The sequence below is a fragment of the Parvibaculum sp. MBR-TMA-1.3b-4.2 genome, assembly GCF_053628815.1.
On sequence record NZ_JBRJHC010000001.1, the window covers coordinates 956,382 to 972,545 of the forward strand.

The window sequence follows — 16,164 nt, forward strand, 5'->3', positions numbered from 1 at the left end:
ACGCCTTCACGGCAGCAACAAAAGACGTGGATGGCCCGGACAAGCCGGGCCATGACGAAACAGGATTGAAAACCCCCGGAAATCAGCCCTTTTCCCAATTTCTATATTTTCTTACTGTGAATAATATAATTCTACACTCCTATTGACGCGCAATTCAAAAACACCCATCTTATGCGCGAAATACGGCAGGTGACGGAGCGGCGCGCGTAAAACCCGCGACAGCACATATTCCTCCCCTGCCCCACCTTCTGAAGACGGGAGCGGCCAATGGCCCAGCACATGCGCAAAGGCGCCAAGGAACAGGCGCTGACGGCGAACCGTTTGATCGACGGGGTCGTGGTCTATCTCAAGGCGGACGGCACGCTGTCGGAGTCGCTTCAGGATGCGGAAGTGGCCGAGGGCAAGGAGGCGGCGGAAGCGCTTCTCGCCCGCGCAACGCCCTTCGTCGAAAACAACGAAATCATCGAGCCCTATCTTTTCGAAGTCGAAAAGGCGGACGGTGCGATCCGCGCCGTCAGCGTGCGCGAGACGATCCGTCAGGCAGGGCCCACGGTCCGGCTCGACCTCGGCAAGCAGGCGGAACTCGCCGGCGTTCACGGCTAGGCGCGATAAAGACACGCCGGTCCACCGGCGGAAAGGCAGACGACCCATGTATCGTTACGATGAGTTCGACCACAGTCTCGTGAAGGAACGCGTCGAGCAGTTTCGCCGCCAGGTCGCGCGGCGGCTCGCAGGCGACATCACGGAAGACGAGTTCAAGCCGATCCGGCTGATGAACGGGCTCTATCTGCAGCTTCACGCCTATATGCTCCGCGTCGCCGTGCCCTATGGCACGCTGTCTTCCAAGCAGCTCCGCAAGCTGGCCGAGATCGCGCGCAAATATGATCGCGGCTACGGCCATTTCACCACGCGCCAGAACCTTCAGTACAACTGGCCGGCACTGAAAGACGTGCCCGCCATTCTGGACGAGCTGGCCTCGGTGGAAATGCATTGCATCCAGACCTCGGGCAACTGCATCCGCAATGTGACCTCGGACCAGTATGCCGGCGCCGCGAAGGATGAAGTCGAAGACCCGCGCATCATCTCCGAGGTGATCCGCCAGTGGTCCACCTTCCATCCGGAATTCTCGTTCCTGCCGCGCAAGTTCAAGATCGCCGTCTCCGCAACCGAGGAAGACCGCGCCGCGATCAAGGTGCATGACATCGGCATTCAGGTCGTGCGCAACGACAAGGGCGAGATCGGCTATCAGATCTATGTCGGCGGCGGTCTCGGCCGCACGCCCATGATCGGCAAAAAGATCGGCGATTTCGTACCGAAGGCCGACCTCCTCGCCTATCTCGAAGCCGTCATGCGCGTCTACAACATGAACGGGCGCCGCGATAACCTCTACAAGTCGCGCATCAAGATCCTCGTGCATGAGATCGGCGCGGAAGAGATGCAGCGTCAGGTGGAAGAAGAGTTTGCCGAGATCAGGAAGACCGGCGCGCTCAATCTGCCGCAGGACGAACTCGACCGCATCGAGGCCTATTTCGCCGATCCGGCCTTCGAGGATCTGTCCGACGACGACGCCGACCTCGATGCCGCCATCGCCGCCGACAAGGGCTTCGCCCATTGGGTGACAAACAACACCGCCGCGCACAAGAAGCCGGGCTATGCCATCGTCAACATCTCGCTGAAGCCCATCGGCGGCACGCCGGGCGACTGCTCGGCGGACCAGATGGACGCGGTGGCCGGTCTTGCCGAAAAATACAGCTTCGACGAGCTGCGCGTCACGCATGAGCAGAACCTCACGCTCGCCCATGTGCGCAAAGGCGACCTCAAGGCCGTTTACGACGCGCTGAAGGCGGCCGATCTCGCCACGGCGAATGTGAACCTCATCACCGACCAGATCGCCTGCCCCGGCCTCGACTATTGCAATCTCGCCAATGCGCGCTCGATCCCGATCGCGCAGGAGATTTCCAACCGCTTTGCGGATATGGAGCGCCAGCACGATATCGGCGAGCTGAAGATCAATACCTCGGGCTGCATCAATGCCTGCGGCCATCATCACGTCGGCCATATCGGCATTCTCGGCGTCGACAAGAAGGGCGTCGAATATTACCAGGTGACGCTGGGCGGCTCGGCGGACGAGAACACCGCCATTGGCGACATTCTCGGCCCGGCCTTCACCGAACAGGACCTGCCCAACGCCATCGAGAAGATCGTGAAGATCTATCTCGACACCCGTCAGGACGGCGAGCGGTTCATCGACACCTATCGCCGCGTCGGCATCCAGCCGTTCAAGGAGAACGTCTATGAAGCTCATTAAGAACGGAAATTTCGTCGAGCAGGATTTCGTCGCGGTCGGCGCCGACGACGCGCTGCCGGACGGCGCGGTGATCGTGCCGCTGGAGCGCTGGGAAGCCGAACGCGACAACCTCGTTACCCGCAACACGCCCATCGGCGTGAAGCTCGAAAGCGGGCAGCATCCCGAGCGCATTCGCGACGATCTCGACCATTTGTCGGTGGTGGCGCTCGACTTCCCGATCTACCGCAATGGCCGCGCCTATTCCTATGCGCGCCTGCTGCGCGACCGCTACGGCTATGAGGGCGAGGTTCGCGCCGTCGGCAATGTGCTGCAGGACCAGTTCTACTTCATGGTCCGCTGCGGCTTCGACGCGCTGGAAGTGCAGGACAAGATTACGCCGGAAGTCTTCGAGCAGTCCGTCGGCGCCTTCACCTATGCCTATCAGGCCGCTGCCGACGACCGCCCGACCGTCATGTCGCTGCGCCAGCGCCTCGCCGCCCGCGCCGGAGAGACCCGCGCCGCGCAGTGATCCGCCGGATATCTTTATCCCGATCCGAAAACAACAAAGCCCGGCTCCAGGAGCCGGGCTTTTACGCGTGTACGCAACAGATACGCTACTGACTAAACAGCAGAAGTGAAGACGAAGGTCAGGCGGCCTTCATCTTCTCCATGGCTTCGGTGAACTTTTCGGTGTACGGCGCCATGGCGTCTTTCATGGCGGACACGGTCAGCTCGTTCAGTTCGCGAGCGGCGTCCATGTTGCGTTTCATGGCGGTGCGAACGAAATCGGTCTGGAGTTCCATCGCGGATTTGACGTTGCCCGACGTCATGATGGCGCGGGCGGTTTCCACGGACTCTTCGTAGTTGGTCCGGGTCAGTTCGCGAAGGATGTCGGATGCCGCTTCGAAAGCGGCGGTATCGATTGCCGGCGTCGAGGGGAACGTCGCCGTCTTGGCTTCGGCCTTCTTGGCCGTGGACTTGGCAGTGCTCGTCTTGCTCTCGGTCATAGCTGTAGCCTTTTTCCGTTATCGCGTGGTCGCCCGTGTCTTCCGGGCGTCTCCCCGCACATACCGGCGCGCCGGATTTGTGCGCTGCACAATAGATAGGGAAGACCCCACCCCTGCGTCAAGTACTTTTTGTGCATTGCACAAAAATTTAACATATCTGGGTCGGTTAAAGGGAAAACCGCTTATGGGAAAAAGGGGTTAGGTCTAGTTGCGGCGCACTGCCGCAGATCAGGTCCGCGAGCGACGCGGCGCTGCCCGCCCCCATGGTCCAGCCCAGCGTCCCATGCCCGCTATTCACATAGAGTCCTCGAATCGTGCGGTTGCGAGAAGCCAGTTCGCCGATGATCGGGCTGCCGTCGGGGCTCATGGGCCTGAGCCCGCACCAATATTCCGCCCGCGGCTCCAGCGCGCCCATCTGGGGCATGAGGCCGGTCAGCGCCTGGAAGACGGAGCGCGCCCGGGGCATTTCGAGCGTGAGGTCGTAGCCGCCGATTTCCGCCTGCCCCGCCGCGCGCAGGCGGTTGCCGAGCCGGCTCACCACCACTTTCCGTGATTCATCGGTGATGGAGACGTTCGGCGCGGCGGCTTCCGCGTCTTCCAGAGGCAGGGTCACCGAATAGCCCTTCACCGGATAGATCGGCAGCCGGAGCCCAAGCGGCCTCAGCAGCCGCGCCGTCATCGGCCCGGCGGCCACCACCACCGCGTCGGCGGCGACGAGTTCGTCGGCGAGCCTCACGCCGGTTGTCTTCCCGTCATGCACCTCGATGGCCTCGACCTCTTCGCTCGCGCGGAAGCGCACGCCCAGCCTTTCGGCGGCGGCGGCAAGTTCGCGGGAGAAAAGATGCGCGTCCCCCATCCCGTCCGACGGACAATAGATACCGCCCGCGATCTCATCCTTCTGGAAGGACGAGGCCAGCGCCGGTTCCAGCTCCACGCATTCGGCGGGGCTCAGCTCGCGCTGCTCGACGCCTGCCTGCGTCATGCGGCCGATGCCTTCGCGCGCTTCCTCCAGCCCGTGGCGTTCGCGAAAGACGCGCAGGATCCCGTTCTGCGCATGATCCATGTCGAGCGTCCTGCCGTCGGCGGCAAAGTTTTCGCGATAGGCGTCGAGCCGGGCGCGGGTCAGCAGCGCCAGCTCCAGATTGGGCAGCACCCGCTCCGCTCGCGCGCTCGCCCGGCATCGCCTGAGGAAGCGCATCAGCCAGAGCCATTGTTCGGGATCGGGTTTCGGCCGCAGCCGGAAAGGCGCATCCGCGCGCCCGAACCATTTGAGGATCAGGCCCGGCACTTCCGGCCCCGCCCAGGGCGCGACCTCGCAGGCGGAAAGCTGGCCGCCATTGGCGCGGCTTGTCTCCAGCCCCGCGCCTTCGCGCCGCTCCACCAGCGTCACGCTCACCCCGCGCAGCGCCAGCTCATAGGCCGTCGCCGTGCCCACAATGCCCGCGCCGATGACGACGACATGGGAAGGGGCGACATGAGACGGAGAGGAAACGGCACTCGATACGGGGGACGTCACGACGAAAATCCTTCAGGGGTGGGCGCGCATCATGCGCCACTTCTGTCATGGCCGGAAGATGGGCATACTGGATTTTCACACAAGAGGTGATGGCAGGCACCGCCCTGCGCAAGCACCCGCCCACGACAAGGATGCGTTCCCATGACTATCTCCGCCGACGCCTCGAAGCCCGCCCCCTGGCCCTTCGTTCCCTCGCCCCGCGCGGTCGACGTCACCCATGCGGAAGGCTGCACGCTCTATACGAAGGATGGCGACGCCATTCTCGATGCGGCGGGCGGGGCCATCGTCTCCAATATCGGTCACGGTCGGCGGGAAGTCGCGGAAGCGACCGCGGAGGCCATGACGAAGATGACCTATGCGGTGCCGCCCTTCGTCACGCCGGAGCGCACGCGGCTGGTGGAGCGTCTCACCCGCGCCTGGCTGCCGCCGCATCTCACCCGCATCTATCTCGCAAGCGGCGGGTCGGAATCCGTGGACGCGGCGGCGCGGCTCGCCGTCCAGCATTTCCGCGCGGCGGGCGACACCAAACGCTGGAAGGTCATCGGACGCGACATCTCCTATCACGGCACCACCATGTTCACGCTCGACATTGCGGGTCATGAGGCGCGCAAGCGCGGCTTCGAGCAGTTGATGCACGACATGCCCCACGCGCCGACGCCCTACGCGCTGCGCTCGCCGCTCGGCCGTCATCATCCCGATTTCGACGTCGCCGCCGCGCAGGCGCTGGAAGACATCATTGTCCGCGAGGGGCCTGAAACGGTCGCCGCCTTCGTCGCCGAGCCGATCACCGGCTCGTCGGGCGGCGCGCTCATGCCCGGCCCGCGCTACTGGCCCATGGTGCAGGAGATCTGCCGCAAATATGGCGTGCTCCTCATCATCGACGAGGTAATGGTCGGCTTCGGACGCACCGGCAAACGCTTCGCCTCGGAGCACTTCGACATCAAGGCCGACATCATGATTTCCGGCAAGGGGCTCGCCGGCGGCTATGCGCCCATCGTCGGCGTCTATGCGACGGAAGAGGTCACCGCGCCGCTCGCCGATAAGGGGCAGGCGCTGATGTTCTACACCTATGGCGCACATCCGGGCGCCTGCGCAGCCGCCGACAAGGTGCTGCAAATCATGGAGGAGGAAGACCTCGTCGCCCGCTCCGCCGAGAAAGGCAAGGCGCTTGCCGAACGTCTCGAAGCGCTGCTCGGCCAGCATCCTCATGTCGCGGAAATTCGCGGCGAGGGTCTCTTCCGCGGCCTCGAAATCGTGAAGGATCGCGAGACGCTGGAATGCTTCCCCGAGGAAGCCGCCGTGGCGGGCCGCGTTGTCGCGGCAGGTCTCAAACAGGGCGTCTTCTTCTATGGCGGCGGCACGGGCACGGTGCGCGACATCGTCTGCGTCGGCCCCGCCTTCATCGTCTCCGACGCCGAGCTCGACCGCATCGCCGAGACGCTCAAGGTCGCCATCGACAAGGCCGTGGAGAGCGCGAGCAAATAAGGTTCCAGGCGATCCCCAAAAGCACATTGTCACCCCGGGCTTCGTCCCGGGGTCCAGGGGCCGCATGACAGAACGCTTGTCGCCCCTGGATCCCGGCACAGGGCCGGGATGACATATTTCATTTGCCGGAAGCGCTGCATCGCGCATCCCTTCTTGATGCGCTTGTCGTGTTTCTGCCCTACCCTTTCCTCATCAACGGGAGGTGGGCAGATGGCGACGAAACATCCGACACGGCGGAACATCCTCAAGATCGGCGGCGGCATCACGCTTGTCGCAGCGGGCGGCCTTCTCTGGCGCGCGGAAGATCGCGGCGTCTTCACCCATGGTGAAGGGCCGGCCTATTCCGCCTGGGGAATGTGGAACGCACCGGAGTATAAAGGCACGCCCTTTGCCCTTGTCGCGGCGGCGGTGCTCGCCTCCAATCCGCACAACACGCAGCCCTGGTATTTTCGCGTCACCGACACATCCGTTTCGGTGGAGGCGGACCGCGCGCGCCATCTCGGCTCGATGGACCCTTATCTGCGCGAAATGCATATCGGGCTCGGCTGCGCCATCGAGAACATGATGCTGGCCGCCCCCGTCAATGGATTTGCCGCCACGCCGGAATTGCAGACCGGATCGCTTGCGGAGGATGCCTCCCGCTCGGGCCGTTCGCTCGCGGCCATCATCCATCTGGCCAAAACCGATCCGGCATCCGAACCGTCCCCTTTGCATGACGCCATCGCGCGCCGACATACCGATCGCGGTCCTTATGACCACGACAGAAACCTGCCTGACGGATTTACCGGCGGGCTTGCCTCACTCGCAAACGGTATGCCGGATGTGCGTCTGCGTTTCATCGCCGACGGCGATGCACGCGAGCGCATCGACTCCGCGATCGTCAATGCGACGACGGCTATCGTCGCGGACGACGACATGTTGCATGACAGCAATGTCTGGTTTCGCAACGGGCCGGACGACATCGAGAAGCACAAGAGCGGGATCACGCTCGACACGGCGGGCATGCCGCCGGGCATCCTCGCCGCGGCCAAGATGTTGCCGCCTCTCTCCGCCGAGACGAGCCATCGGGCCTGGCTCAATGCGACGCAGGATGTGCATGTGCCGTCGGCGGCAGCAATGGGCGTCATCGCCGTCGCCGACCGTCACGACATCAAATCGTCTCTGGAAGCGGGGCGTCTCTGGCAACGCATTCACCTGACGGCGGCGCTTGCCGGTGTCGCCATGCAGCCGCTCAACCAGCCCGTCGAGATGGCCGACCGCGACAAGCAGCTCGGCCGCGCGCCCGACTGGGAAAAGCGCATATCGGCATTTTCGGATGAAGGCTTCGAGCCCACCTTCTGCTTCCGGATGGGCATGCCCGCGCGCCAGGCCCCGGCAAGCCCCCGCCGCCCGGCGGACGAGGTCAGCGAAACCGCCTAGCGCCCGCCGCCGTTGCGCGCGGCGAAATCAAAAGACGGCGTCATCCCGGCGAAAGCCGGGACCCACTCAGGCGGCCTTACGCCTCGCCGTCATCGTCCATCGGGCCGCTCTCCACATCATGCGCGGGCTTCTTCATCTCGACGGGCTTCGCATCGCGCGCGGCGACCACCTCGTCGGGCGAAGGCGGCAGCGTTTCCACATAGATGGAGCGGCTGGGGAAGGCAAAGCCCGTGCCCGCGCCCTCGACGATCTCCTTGATCTTCAAGGCGAGCCGTTCCTTCACCACCAGATATTCCGACCATTTGGTCGTGTAGGTGAAGCAATAGACCATGATGTCGATGGAGGACGCGCCGAAACTGTCGATCCGCACGAGCTGGGCCGCCAGATCGCCCGGCACGAAGTCCTTGTCGTTGTCGATAAAGGCTTCGATCTCGTCGCGGATCTTCTGAAGCTGCGCACCGGTGGTGCGGTATTCGACGCCGATCACCCAGGAGATGCGCCGATAGGTCATGGCGGAAAAATTGATGACCGAATTGTCGGCCAGCGCCTGGTTCGGCACATAGACGGGCGCCTTGTCGAAGCGGCGCACCAGCGTGGACCGGAAGCCGATCTTTTCGACAAAGCCTTCCACCACCCCGTCGACCTTGATCCAGTCGCCGAAGGAAAAGCGTTTTTCGATGAGAACGCTCAATCCGCCGATGAGGTTCTTGAAAAGGTCCTGCGCGCCCAGCGCCACGGCCACGCCGAACAAGCCGAGACCTGCGATGATCGGGGCGACCTGTACGCCCCATATCTGCAACACGGTCGCCGCGCCGAGCAGCATCATGGCAACGCGGGCGCTCGTCACCACCCAGTCCATGATCTCGTTCGTCAGCAGGCGCTGCAATCTCGACAGCCCCCGGCCGATGGGCGTCACCGCATTGTGGAGCAGCCAGAAGATCGCGACGGCGATGAAGGAGCGGTTGAGGTTTTCGACGATCACCGCCGCCGTACCGCTAAAGGCGAGATATTCGGTCGCAAAGAAAAAGCCCAGCGCCACGAAGAGGTAGCGCATCGGGTCCTTTACCGCCTCGACGAGATAATCGTCGATTTCCGTCTCCGTCTTTTGCGACCAGCGCATCGCCGCGCCGAGCGCGAAACGGGTGAAGAGCCCGCGCAGGAAAAAGAACAGCCCGAAAATAATCAGCGCGACGAGGATGCTGCCGATATCGACGCCATAGATGCCGTTCTGCCAGACGGATTTGGTCAGTTCCCAATATTGCCGAAAATCGCCCGGGATCGACTGGATCGAGTCCATGCTCCGCCCTGCCTTGTCTGTTTAGGTTATGCCGGCTCCGGCGCGCGTTCGCGCGTGGCGCTGAAGGTCACATCGGGCCAGCGCTCGCCGGTATAGTTCAGTTCCCACGGACTTTTCGCCATGAAGACGGGCGCGCCGTCGCGGTCCGTCGCCATATTGCCGCGATGGGCCTCGAGGAAGCGTTTCAGTTCCGCCGGATCCTTCGCGCTCACCCAGCGCGCCGTCTGATAGGGCGACGGCTCGAAATGGACGTTGATGTCGTATTCGGCCTTGATGCGCGAGGCCAGCACTTCAAGCTGAAGCTGGCCCACGACGCCGATCACCCAGTTGGCGCCGATCTCGGGCTTGAAGACCTGGGTCACGCCCTCTTCCGCCAGGCTTTCCAGCGCGCGGCGCATATGCTTGGCCTTCATCGGATCGTCCAGGCGCACGCGCTGGAGAATTTCCGGCGCAAAGTTCGGAATGCCGGTGAAGGTGAGCCCGTCCACTTCCGACAGCGTGTCGCCGACGCGGATCGTGCCGTGGTTGGGGATACCGATAATGTCGCCGGGAAAGGCCTCGTCCAGAATCTCGCGGTCCTGCGCAAAGAAGAGGATCGGGTTATGCACGCCGATGGCCTTGCCCGTGCCGGACTGTTTCAGCCGCATCCCGCGCTTGAACCGGCCAGAGCACAGCCGCATGAAGGCGATACGGTCGCGATGGTTCGCGTCCATATTCGCCTGCACCTTGAAGACAAAGCCGGAGACCTTGCCTTCGGTGGGCTCCACCACGCGGTCGGTCGCGTTCTGCGCGCGCGGCGTCGGGGCGAACTTCACCACCGCGTCGAGCAATTCGCGGACGCCGAGCTTTCGCAGCGCGGAGCCGAAATAGACCGGCGTCAGATGGCCTTCCCGATAAGACTCAAGATCGAAGGACGGGCTCGCCTCCCGGGCAAGCTCCATCTCTTCCAGGAATGTCTCCAGTTCCTCCGGCGGGACATATTCGCTGATCGAATTGCCGCTGAGGCTCGCCGGTTCGTGCTGCGCGCCCTCGCTGCCCGGCTTTTCATACGGCACGAAGCGGTCGTTTTCCGGATCGAAGATGCCGCGCAGCAGACCGCCCATCCCTGCAGGCCAGATCATCGGCACGGTGTCGAGCGCGAGTTTTTCGGCGATCTCGTCCATCAGCTCGAAGGGGCTCACGCCTTCGCGGTCGATCTTGTTGATGAAGGTGATGATCGGCACATTGCGCAACCGGCAGACCTCGAAGAGCTTCAGCGTCTGCGCCTCGATGCCCTTCGCCGCGTCGATCACCATGATGGCGCTGTCGGCAGCCGTCAGCGTCCGGTAGGTGTCTTCCGAGAAGTCTTCATGGCCCGGCGTGTCGAGCAGGTTGCAGATGATGCCGTCATATTCGAAGGTCATCACCGCGGACGACACCGAGATGCCGCGATCCTGTTCGATCTTCATCCAGTCGGAGCGGGCGCGCCTGTTGTCGCCGCGCGCCTTCACCTGACCGGCAAGGCGGATCGCCCCGCCCTTCAGCAGCAGGTTTTCCGTCAGCGTCGTCTTGCCCGCGTCGGGATGGGAGATGATCGCAAAAGTGCGCCGCTTGGCGACCTGCGCTTCCACATCCTGGTCGGCGCCGGGCTTGCCGGTACCGGGTTGGGGCTTGGCTGGTGCCTCGCTCATTCTGTCTCCAGAGGAATTCTGCGGACCCGAGGGAAATCCGAGGGTCCATCTTTGGCGCGGAACCTAACCGGTTTACCGGCATCGGCCAAGTGCACCGCGACGTTATGACAACTGCCCTCGGATGGGCGTTGGGTGCAGTTTTCGTCCATCGACATTTTACGAACTGAGGAGACACCCAAATGGCAACAGCCAGGGAAATAATAACCCCCCATATCGACGCCGCGCTCGCCGAGGCGGCGGAGCAGAAGATCTCCACCGACGCCATGGCCCGCATCATGTTCGAGAAGGTCCTGCGCATCTGGCGCGAGACCCGCGATCCGGACGACATCATGGCGGAACTGCGCGAAGCCGCCGATCATCTCGATCCGGATGAGGACTTCATGTTCATGCGGCCGTGACGCCTGCACGTCCCGTCCTGGGGATGTTCATGCGGCCGCAAACCCGGTCTTGTCATTGCCGGGCCGTGACCCGGCAATCCAGCGCAATGTGTGCCGTAGGCGCTCATCTGGATGCCCGGATCAAGTCCGGGCATGACAATTTTCTTTGGCTTTTGAAATCCTACTCCACCGGCTCCTGCAGAAAGTGGCGGCCCTCCCGGTCTTCGATCTCGACCACCCAGATGTCGGGATCGAAGCTCCGCTGCCTCTCTATATAGGCATCCGCCTCCGGCTCCGGCACCGGCGCGCCCTTGGGCGAGCGGATCCAGATGAGCTGCCCGTCCCCGTCGCGGGCGGGGCCGAAGACGCTGGCCATGCCGTCCAGCGTGTTGAGCTTGACCAGCACCGTGCCCGAGCCTGCGTCGCCGCGCCGGACCACCATGGCGCTCGCGCCGTTGAGTTCGCAGCGGCGGATGAGCGCCTTCACCCATATTTCCGCCTTCAGGCGCGGGGCGGCGTCCATCACGAAACGACCGTTTCAGGCAATACCGGCCCTGTGTCGTCCGACGTGCCGCCTGCTATGTCGTCCGCTGTCTTCATCATATTTCGTTTTTCCACTTTGCGGGCAGCCGGGCCGCGCATTAGACTCACGCATCAATTCCATAGCACCGGCAGGCGTTCCGGGGGAATGACCTGGAGGGAACAAGCTGATGAACGGCAAGTTGCGTTTTCTTGCACAGGCGAGTGCGGTCGCTCTTTTTGCGGCCAGCCTCGGCGGGTGCTTCGGCCAGACCGGCGACAAGACGGCGGCTTCCACGCCCGCGACGTCGATCCGGACCCCGGCCTCCGACGCGGCCAGGGACACGCGCAGTCTTGCGGAACTGGCCGAGGCGGTCCTTGCCGACGGCAGGGAACTCGGCGTGCCGCTGCCGCTGCCCGCGCCGGCTCATGACGGCATTGCCGTGGCTTCCATCGATCCCTCGGCGGGCCTGAGTTCGCTCCGTCCCAATGCGCCCCGGGCCGCCACCGGCAATGCGCTGGCGAATTACCGCGCCGGGATCATCTGGGCGTCCTCCAACCCGCTCGAGACGCCGCGCAATGTGCGCAAGGCGCTGAAGCAGCTCAAGATCGCCGACCCGGTACCGCTGGCGGCCAACTGGCTGAACGAGCAGGCCGACATCGCCCGGCATAACCGCGCCTTCGCCGATGGCGTGCGCGGCCAGCTTCGCGCGCGGGGCAAACAGGAACTTCTCGCGCTGATCGCCAGCGATGTGGGCTATGTCTTCAATATCCCCGGCGCCGGCGAGGCGATGGCCGATGTCGTTTCCCATGTCGGTACGGAAGACAAGGCGCTTTCAGCCCTTTCCACCCGTCTGCGCGACAGCTCCTATGCCATGCAGCGCTCCAAATGGGGCATGATCGAGCCGCTGAAGCTCGAGACCGCACCGGTCAAAACGGCCTCGGCCTCCTGGACGGACAAGCTGAAAGGCATCGCGGCGGAACTTTCGCCGGTCACGACCGCTCAGGCCTATTCCGTCTCGGTGATGCACCAGATCATGGCGACCGCCGCGCGCGGGATCGTCGATCCCGATCAGCCGGTCGAAGTTTCGGCCAAGGGCTCGGACACGGCCCGTTGCGTCAACTGGGCCCGTCTCAACCTCGCCCAATGCATCGCCGCGGCGCATTTCCCCTCGGAAGAGGCCTATTGCACCGGCAAGCATGCGGTGGAGGAAGTCCGCCAGTGCTGGGCCGCGGTGCTCCCGCCTTCCGGCAACTGAGGGGCGTCTTACCCGCGCCGTCGACAAAACCGACACTTCCGGATTTCGTTCACCGTGCTTCCCATGGAAGCGCGGTGGGTCCGTTTGACCGCCCGAGGAGACCGTGCGGGGCGCATTATGGTTAGCACCTGAGCTGTCTGTCCCAATAAAATCCATTTTTTCCTAAAATAAAACACTTCATTTTATAAGTCAGAATATGTGACAAATATATTTCACCTTCTATAGCCCCGGATAATCGTATGAGTTATTTGTAAAGACTACTCTACATTACAGTAAAAACACAAAAAACCACGGTATTAGCGTTGCCTCATCCGCGGGGGCGGGTATTCCTGCGTCGCACCTGCCCGGGCCGCCTCATTTCACCGATTGCGGACCTCCCTTTTCGGATCGCCGGGCAGTATCGCAAAACAGGCAACCACCGAAACGGCCATCGCCGTTTCGTTTCATAAGAAGGCTCAAGGATGAATAAGGTACTCCTTGGCTGTTTGTGCATTGCACTCCTTGCGGGCTGCAAGGACAACAGCTCTCCTCCCCCCACCTCCGGAACCAGTTCTCTGGGGCTCGAACTTTCCGGCACCGAAGGTCTGGTCACCACCCTGGCGGGAAGCGACCTGCTCGGCTCCGAAACAGGCACCGCAGGTGCCGTCAACGACCTGCTCGGCGGCACCAACCCGCTCATGGAACAGCTCCAGCCGGTCATGGAAGCCCTGCAACCGATCGGCGTTCCCCTCGACGAGCTTGTCGAGGGCAGCCTCAACCCCGCCCTTGCGCAACTCTCCGATCCCGGCCTCGGCGCATCCGGGCCCGACAGCCCGCTCACCCAGCTTCTGGGCGGCGACATCCTTGGATCGCTGGTCGGCACCGAGGAAGGCACCGTGCCGGTTATCGTGGCAGGCACGGATGGCGGCATTCTCGGCGCGCTCCTGTCGCCGGTCACCGACAACCTGCCGGCAGAGGCTTCGCTCGCCCCGGTCACCCAGCCGCTGATCACCGCGCTTTCCGGTTCCGGTGCCGGCGACCTCTCCGGCGATCTCGGCGGCCTCGGCGCCCCGCTATCGCCCGTCACGGATCTGCTGAATGGCGGCAGTGAAGGTCTTCTCGGCAATCTGATCCCTGCCGGAAACTGACCCAACGCCAATCCGGTCCCCTATCTCTCAAGGCCCCACCTCATCGAGGCGGGGCCTTTTTCTTTTCCGGTTCTTTTCCGGGCCCGTCCGGCCGCTATTTCAAATTTGAATAGATTTCGCCCCGTTTTTTAGAAAATCTTGTGTCGAATTTGATCCATGTTTTCGACAAAGTTACATAAAACTCGACAATAACTTTAAGAAGAAACGACAATTTCTATAGTTATGACACTCACCATACACAGTGTTGTTTTGTCTATTTGCCGAAATAGGACGTTTTTTACTTATCCAATTAAGGCCCTGTCTACGGTCTACGCCCTAGGTTTGCTCTCAGGCACCCGCCAGGCGGGTTTCAAAACTAAGGGTGGTACCGATGTTTTCGTTTCTTCTAAGAGCAGCTTTCTGGATTACCGTGCTCGCCTTCCTTTTGCCGTCGGCGGGCAATCTCACGGCCTCGAACACACCGCAGCAGGAGACCGGCTTCACCAATGCCGCATTGGCAAACGCAGAGCCGGCCGGGCAGACCGAGCCCGACATGGATGCCGGCGAGGCGCTGACGCTCGCGGCGAAGTCGGCCAATGATGTGCTTGGCTTTTGCGACCGCAATCCGGAGGTCTGCGACCGCAGCAGCGCCGTCATCGATCACGTCATCAACCAGACGACCTATTACGGCGGACAAATCTTTGTCTGGCTGACCGACAAGGCGCGGGAAACGAGTGCAGAAGGCAAATCGCGGGCGGTGGCGCAGCCGGAAAAATCCGACACGGACACGCAGCACCAGGCGCCGGCCTATGCGGTTCCCGCCGCCCGCCCCCCTCAACTAATGACGGGAGCCTGAGCGCCACCACCCCTCAGGCCGCCGTCATGACCGGGCACCTAGGAATCCCGGTCAACCAGCGCCCCGTCCGTTCCACGGACGGGGCGTTTTGGTGTCTGCGGCCCGCGCGCTTGTGTCCCGCCGCCATCATGGCTATGTCCTTAGCCGGACATGAATTTTGCAGGCGACAGCAGGCTGGCATGAGCGCGGAAGAACTGATTGAGGATTTTGCCTTTCTCGACGACTGGGAAGAGCGCTATCGCTATGTCATTGAACTGGGCAAGGAACTCCAGCCGCTGACCGACGAAGAGCACTCGCCGGAAAACAAGGTCACAGGCTGCGCCAGTCAGGTCTGGCTGGTGCGGGAACTTCGCGAGGGCGACGACGGCAAGCCCCGCCTCGTCTTCCGCGGCGACAGCGATGCGCATATCGTGCGCGGCCTCATCGCCATTCTGCTGCGCATCTTCTCCGGCAAGACGCCCGAGGAGATCTCGTCGATCGATGCCCGCGAGATCTTTCAGAAACTCGGCCTCAACGAGCATCTGAGCCCGCAGCGCTCGAACGGGCTTTTCTCCATGGTCGCCCGCATCCAGGCGGATGCCAAAGCCGCCACGGCCTAACCCAGCCCGTAATGCTTTGCGAGCCGGGCGAGTGCGATCTGCAGCACGACTTTGCCCGAGCGCGGCGGCCAGCCGAACCGGCGTTCCACCGCTTCAAGCCCTTCAAGCTCGCAGCATAGATAGTAGAGCGGCTCGGCAAGTCCCGGGCCGACCGCGGCCAGCGCGCGTGCAAGACGTTCGCGCGCCGCAAACGCCGTATCGCTCGCATTCGCGGGGTCGCGGGCGCTGCGGGGCCCGCCGCCCGGCGCCAGCGCCAAAGCCCAGTCCGCCGTGACCCGCGCCGCCATCCGGCCCAGCGTGAAATCCCGGCGCAGCCGCTCGCCCGCCTCGAACTCGGCCTCGCCGATCAGCGGCTTGCCGCCCGCCCCCTTGCGCCGCCTGAGCCAGCCAAGCGGGCTTTCCCCTTCATTGACGACCACCCTTTCCTTCTCCTGCGGGTCGGGATGGGGCTTGCGGGAAAGCGTTCGATGCTGCGTCTGGAAAGGATCGGCGGCCGCCTCCAGACGGCGGAACCAGGCGCGGCCCGCCTCGCTCGGCGTCCATATCCCGGCATTCTCCCTGTTCTCCCGGCAGGTCACGAGATCGCGTGCCTCCATATCCCGCCAGATCCGCGCCTCCAGCTTCAGCACCGGGCGCTGCCAGCGGTTACGCGCCACGAACAGCCCGTAATCTCCGTCCGGCAGCCGCGCCACATAGGCGCCGGTTTCGCCGAACCGCCTGAACAGCCGCCTTACTTCCCTTGCCAGCTCCCGCTCCGCGACGGCCAT

At 63.3% G+C, this 16,164-nt stretch carries 16 protein-coding genes; 10 read left to right on the forward strand and 6 right to left on the reverse strand.

Annotation, left to right across the window (positions count from 1 at the left end; genetic code table 11):
- The first annotated feature begins 267 nt into the window (after positions 1–267).
- Genes ACSSVQ_RS04730 through ACSSVQ_RS04740 form a run of 3 tightly spaced genes read left to right on the forward strand, consistent with a single transcriptional unit; the run spans position 268 to position 2,816 of the window.
- The gene (locus ACSSVQ_RS04730; RefSeq protein WP_454181069.1) at positions 268–603 is read left to right on the forward strand and encodes a DUF2849 domain-containing protein; all 336 of its coding nucleotides are present in this window, start codon (positions 268–270) and stop codon (positions 601–603) included.
- A 46-nt stretch (positions 604–649) separates the two neighbouring features.
- The gene (locus tag ACSSVQ_RS04735) at positions 650–2,308 is read left to right on the forward strand and encodes a nitrite/sulfite reductase (RefSeq protein ID WP_454181071.1); all 1,659 of its coding nucleotides are present in this window, start codon (positions 650–652) and stop codon (positions 2,306–2,308) included.
- Entirely contained in the window at positions 2,295–2,816 is a 522-nt protein-coding gene (locus ACSSVQ_RS04740; RefSeq protein ID WP_454181073.1) for a DUF934 domain-containing protein, read from the forward strand. The genes ACSSVQ_RS04735 and ACSSVQ_RS04740 overlap by 14 nt, the downstream gene beginning before the upstream one ends.
- Before the next feature lie 118 nt (positions 2,817–2,934).
- Here ACSSVQ_RS04740 and phaP read toward each other — a convergent pair whose 3' ends face one another.
- Together phaP and ACSSVQ_RS04750 are read right to left on the reverse strand one after the other, a co-directional pair.
- Positions 2,935–3,294 (reverse strand): phasin family protein, encoded by a 360-nt coding sequence (gene phaP / locus ACSSVQ_RS04745; protein ID WP_293325754.1) that lies wholly within the window; start codon positions 3,292–3,294, stop codon positions 2,935–2,937.
- A gap of 166 nt (positions 3,295–3,460) precedes the next feature.
- Entirely contained in the window at positions 3,461–4,810 is a 1,350-nt protein-coding gene (locus ACSSVQ_RS04750; RefSeq protein WP_454181075.1) for a D-amino acid dehydrogenase, read from the reverse strand.
- 141 nt (positions 4,811–4,951) lie between these two features.
- Between ACSSVQ_RS04750 and ACSSVQ_RS04755 the strand changes: the two genes are divergently transcribed.
- Both ACSSVQ_RS04755 and ACSSVQ_RS04760 read left to right on the forward strand, forming a co-directional pair.
- Positions 4,952–6,295, forward strand: coding sequence for an aminotransferase family protein (locus ACSSVQ_RS04755; RefSeq protein WP_454181077.1), 1,344 nt, complete (start codon positions 4,952–4,954; stop codon positions 6,293–6,295).
- A gap of 210 nt (positions 6,296–6,505) precedes the next feature.
- Complete coding sequence (locus tag ACSSVQ_RS04760; protein ID WP_454181079.1) at positions 6,506–7,714, forward strand: Acg family FMN-binding oxidoreductase; 1,209 nt, start codon at positions 6,506–6,508, stop codon at positions 7,712–7,714.
- A gap of 76 nt (positions 7,715–7,790) precedes the next feature.
- On the opposite strand, the gene ACSSVQ_RS04765 is transcribed toward ACSSVQ_RS04760, so the two are convergent.
- Positions 7,791–9,011, reverse strand: a complete 1,221-nt coding sequence (locus tag ACSSVQ_RS04765) for a mechanosensitive ion channel family protein (RefSeq protein ID WP_454181081.1) — start codon at positions 9,009–9,011, stop codon at positions 7,791–7,793.
- Positions 9,012–9,037: 26 nt separating this feature from the next.
- Complete coding sequence (locus ACSSVQ_RS04770) at positions 9,038–10,681, reverse strand: peptide chain release factor 3 (RefSeq protein WP_454181083.1); 1,644 nt, start codon at positions 10,679–10,681, stop codon at positions 9,038–9,040.
- A gap of 179 nt (positions 10,682–10,860) precedes the next feature.
- On the opposite strand from ACSSVQ_RS04770, the gene ACSSVQ_RS04775 reads away from it, so the two are divergent.
- On the forward strand, positions 10,861–11,079 hold the full coding sequence (locus ACSSVQ_RS04775; RefSeq protein WP_454181085.1) for a hypothetical protein: 219 nt from the start codon (positions 10,861–10,863) through the stop codon (positions 11,077–11,079).
- 160 nt (positions 11,080–11,239) lie between these two features.
- Here ACSSVQ_RS04775 and ACSSVQ_RS04780 read toward each other — a convergent pair whose 3' ends face one another.
- Positions 11,240–11,581, reverse strand: coding sequence for a DUF1491 family protein (locus tag ACSSVQ_RS04780; protein ID WP_454184649.1), 342 nt, complete (start codon positions 11,579–11,581; stop codon positions 11,240–11,242).
- 187 nt (positions 11,582–11,768) lie between these two features.
- On the opposite strand from ACSSVQ_RS04780, the gene ACSSVQ_RS04785 reads away from it, so the two are divergent.
- From ACSSVQ_RS04785 to ACSSVQ_RS04800, 4 genes are all read left to right on the forward strand, one after another.
- Positions 11,769–12,836, forward strand: coding sequence for a hypothetical protein (locus tag ACSSVQ_RS04785; RefSeq protein ID WP_454181087.1), 1,068 nt, complete (start codon positions 11,769–11,771; stop codon positions 12,834–12,836).
- Positions 12,837–13,297: 461 nt separating this feature from the next.
- Positions 13,298–13,963: a hypothetical protein gene (locus ACSSVQ_RS04790; RefSeq protein ID WP_454181089.1), complete on the forward strand. Its 666-nt coding sequence runs from the start codon at positions 13,298–13,300 to the stop codon at positions 13,961–13,963.
- 370 nt (positions 13,964–14,333) lie between these two features.
- Complete coding sequence (locus tag ACSSVQ_RS04795; protein ID WP_454181091.1) at positions 14,334–14,798, forward strand: DUF5330 domain-containing protein; 465 nt, start codon at positions 14,334–14,336, stop codon at positions 14,796–14,798.
- Positions 14,799–14,977: 179 nt separating this feature from the next.
- Positions 14,978–15,397 (forward strand): SufE family protein, encoded by a 420-nt coding sequence (locus ACSSVQ_RS04800; protein ID WP_293325108.1) that lies wholly within the window; start codon positions 14,978–14,980, stop codon positions 15,395–15,397.
- On the opposite strand, the gene ACSSVQ_RS04805 is transcribed toward ACSSVQ_RS04800, so the two are convergent.
- A complete protein-coding gene (locus ACSSVQ_RS04805) occupies positions 15,394–16,164 on the reverse strand; it encodes a DUF6456 domain-containing protein (RefSeq protein WP_454181092.1) in 771 nt (256 codons plus the stop codon). The genes ACSSVQ_RS04800 and ACSSVQ_RS04805 overlap by 4 nt on opposite strands.

Excerpts from the sequence above, each read along its gene's own strand:
- ACSSVQ_RS04785 (WP_454181087.1), top strand. The coding sequence starts at position 11,769 with ATGAACGGCAAGTTGCGTTTTCTTGCACAGGCGAGTGCGGTCGCTCTT.
- ACSSVQ_RS04760 (WP_454181079.1), top strand. The coding sequence starts at position 6,506 with ATGGCGACGAAACATCCGACACGGCGGAACATCCTCAAGATCGGCGGC.
- ACSSVQ_RS04740 (WP_454181073.1), top strand. The coding sequence starts at position 2,295 with ATGAAGCTCATTAAGAACGGAAATTTCGTCGAGCAGGATTTCGTCGCG.
- ACSSVQ_RS04790 (WP_454181089.1), top strand. The coding sequence starts at position 13,298 with ATGAATAAGGTACTCCTTGGCTGTTTGTGCATTGCACTCCTTGCGGGC.
- ACSSVQ_RS04730 (WP_454181069.1), top strand. The coding sequence starts at position 268 with ATGGCCCAGCACATGCGCAAAGGCGCCAAGGAACAGGCGCTGACGGCG.
- ACSSVQ_RS04755 (WP_454181077.1), top strand. The coding sequence starts at position 4,952 with ATGACTATCTCCGCCGACGCCTCGAAGCCCGCCCCCTGGCCCTTCGTT.
- ACSSVQ_RS04795 (WP_454181091.1), top strand. The coding sequence starts at position 14,334 with ATGTTTTCGTTTCTTCTAAGAGCAGCTTTCTGGATTACCGTGCTCGCC.
- ACSSVQ_RS04770 (WP_454181083.1), bottom strand. The coding sequence starts at position 10,681 with ATGAGCGAGGCACCAGCCAAGCCCCAACCCGGTACCGGCAAGCCCGGC.
- phaP (WP_293325754.1), bottom strand. The coding sequence starts at position 3,294 with ATGACCGAGAGCAAGACGAGCACTGCCAAGTCCACGGCCAAGAAGGCC.
- ACSSVQ_RS04735 (WP_454181071.1), top strand. The coding sequence starts at position 650 with ATGTATCGTTACGATGAGTTCGACCACAGTCTCGTGAAGGAACGCGTC.
- ACSSVQ_RS04775 (WP_454181085.1), top strand. The coding sequence starts at position 10,861 with ATGGCAACAGCCAGGGAAATAATAACCCCCCATATCGACGCCGCGCTC.
- ACSSVQ_RS04765 (WP_454181081.1), bottom strand. The coding sequence starts at position 9,011 with ATGGACTCGATCCAGTCGATCCCGGGCGATTTTCGGCAATATTGGGAA.
- ACSSVQ_RS04805 (WP_454181092.1), bottom strand. The coding sequence starts at position 16,164 with ATGGCCGTCGCGGAGCGGGAGCTGGCAAGGGAAGTAAGGCGGCTGTTC.
- ACSSVQ_RS04780 (WP_454184649.1), bottom strand. The coding sequence starts at position 11,581 with ATGGACGCCGCCCCGCGCCTGAAGGCGGAAATATGGGTGAAGGCGCTC.
- ACSSVQ_RS04800 (WP_293325108.1), top strand. The coding sequence starts at position 14,978 with ATGAGCGCGGAAGAACTGATTGAGGATTTTGCCTTTCTCGACGACTGG.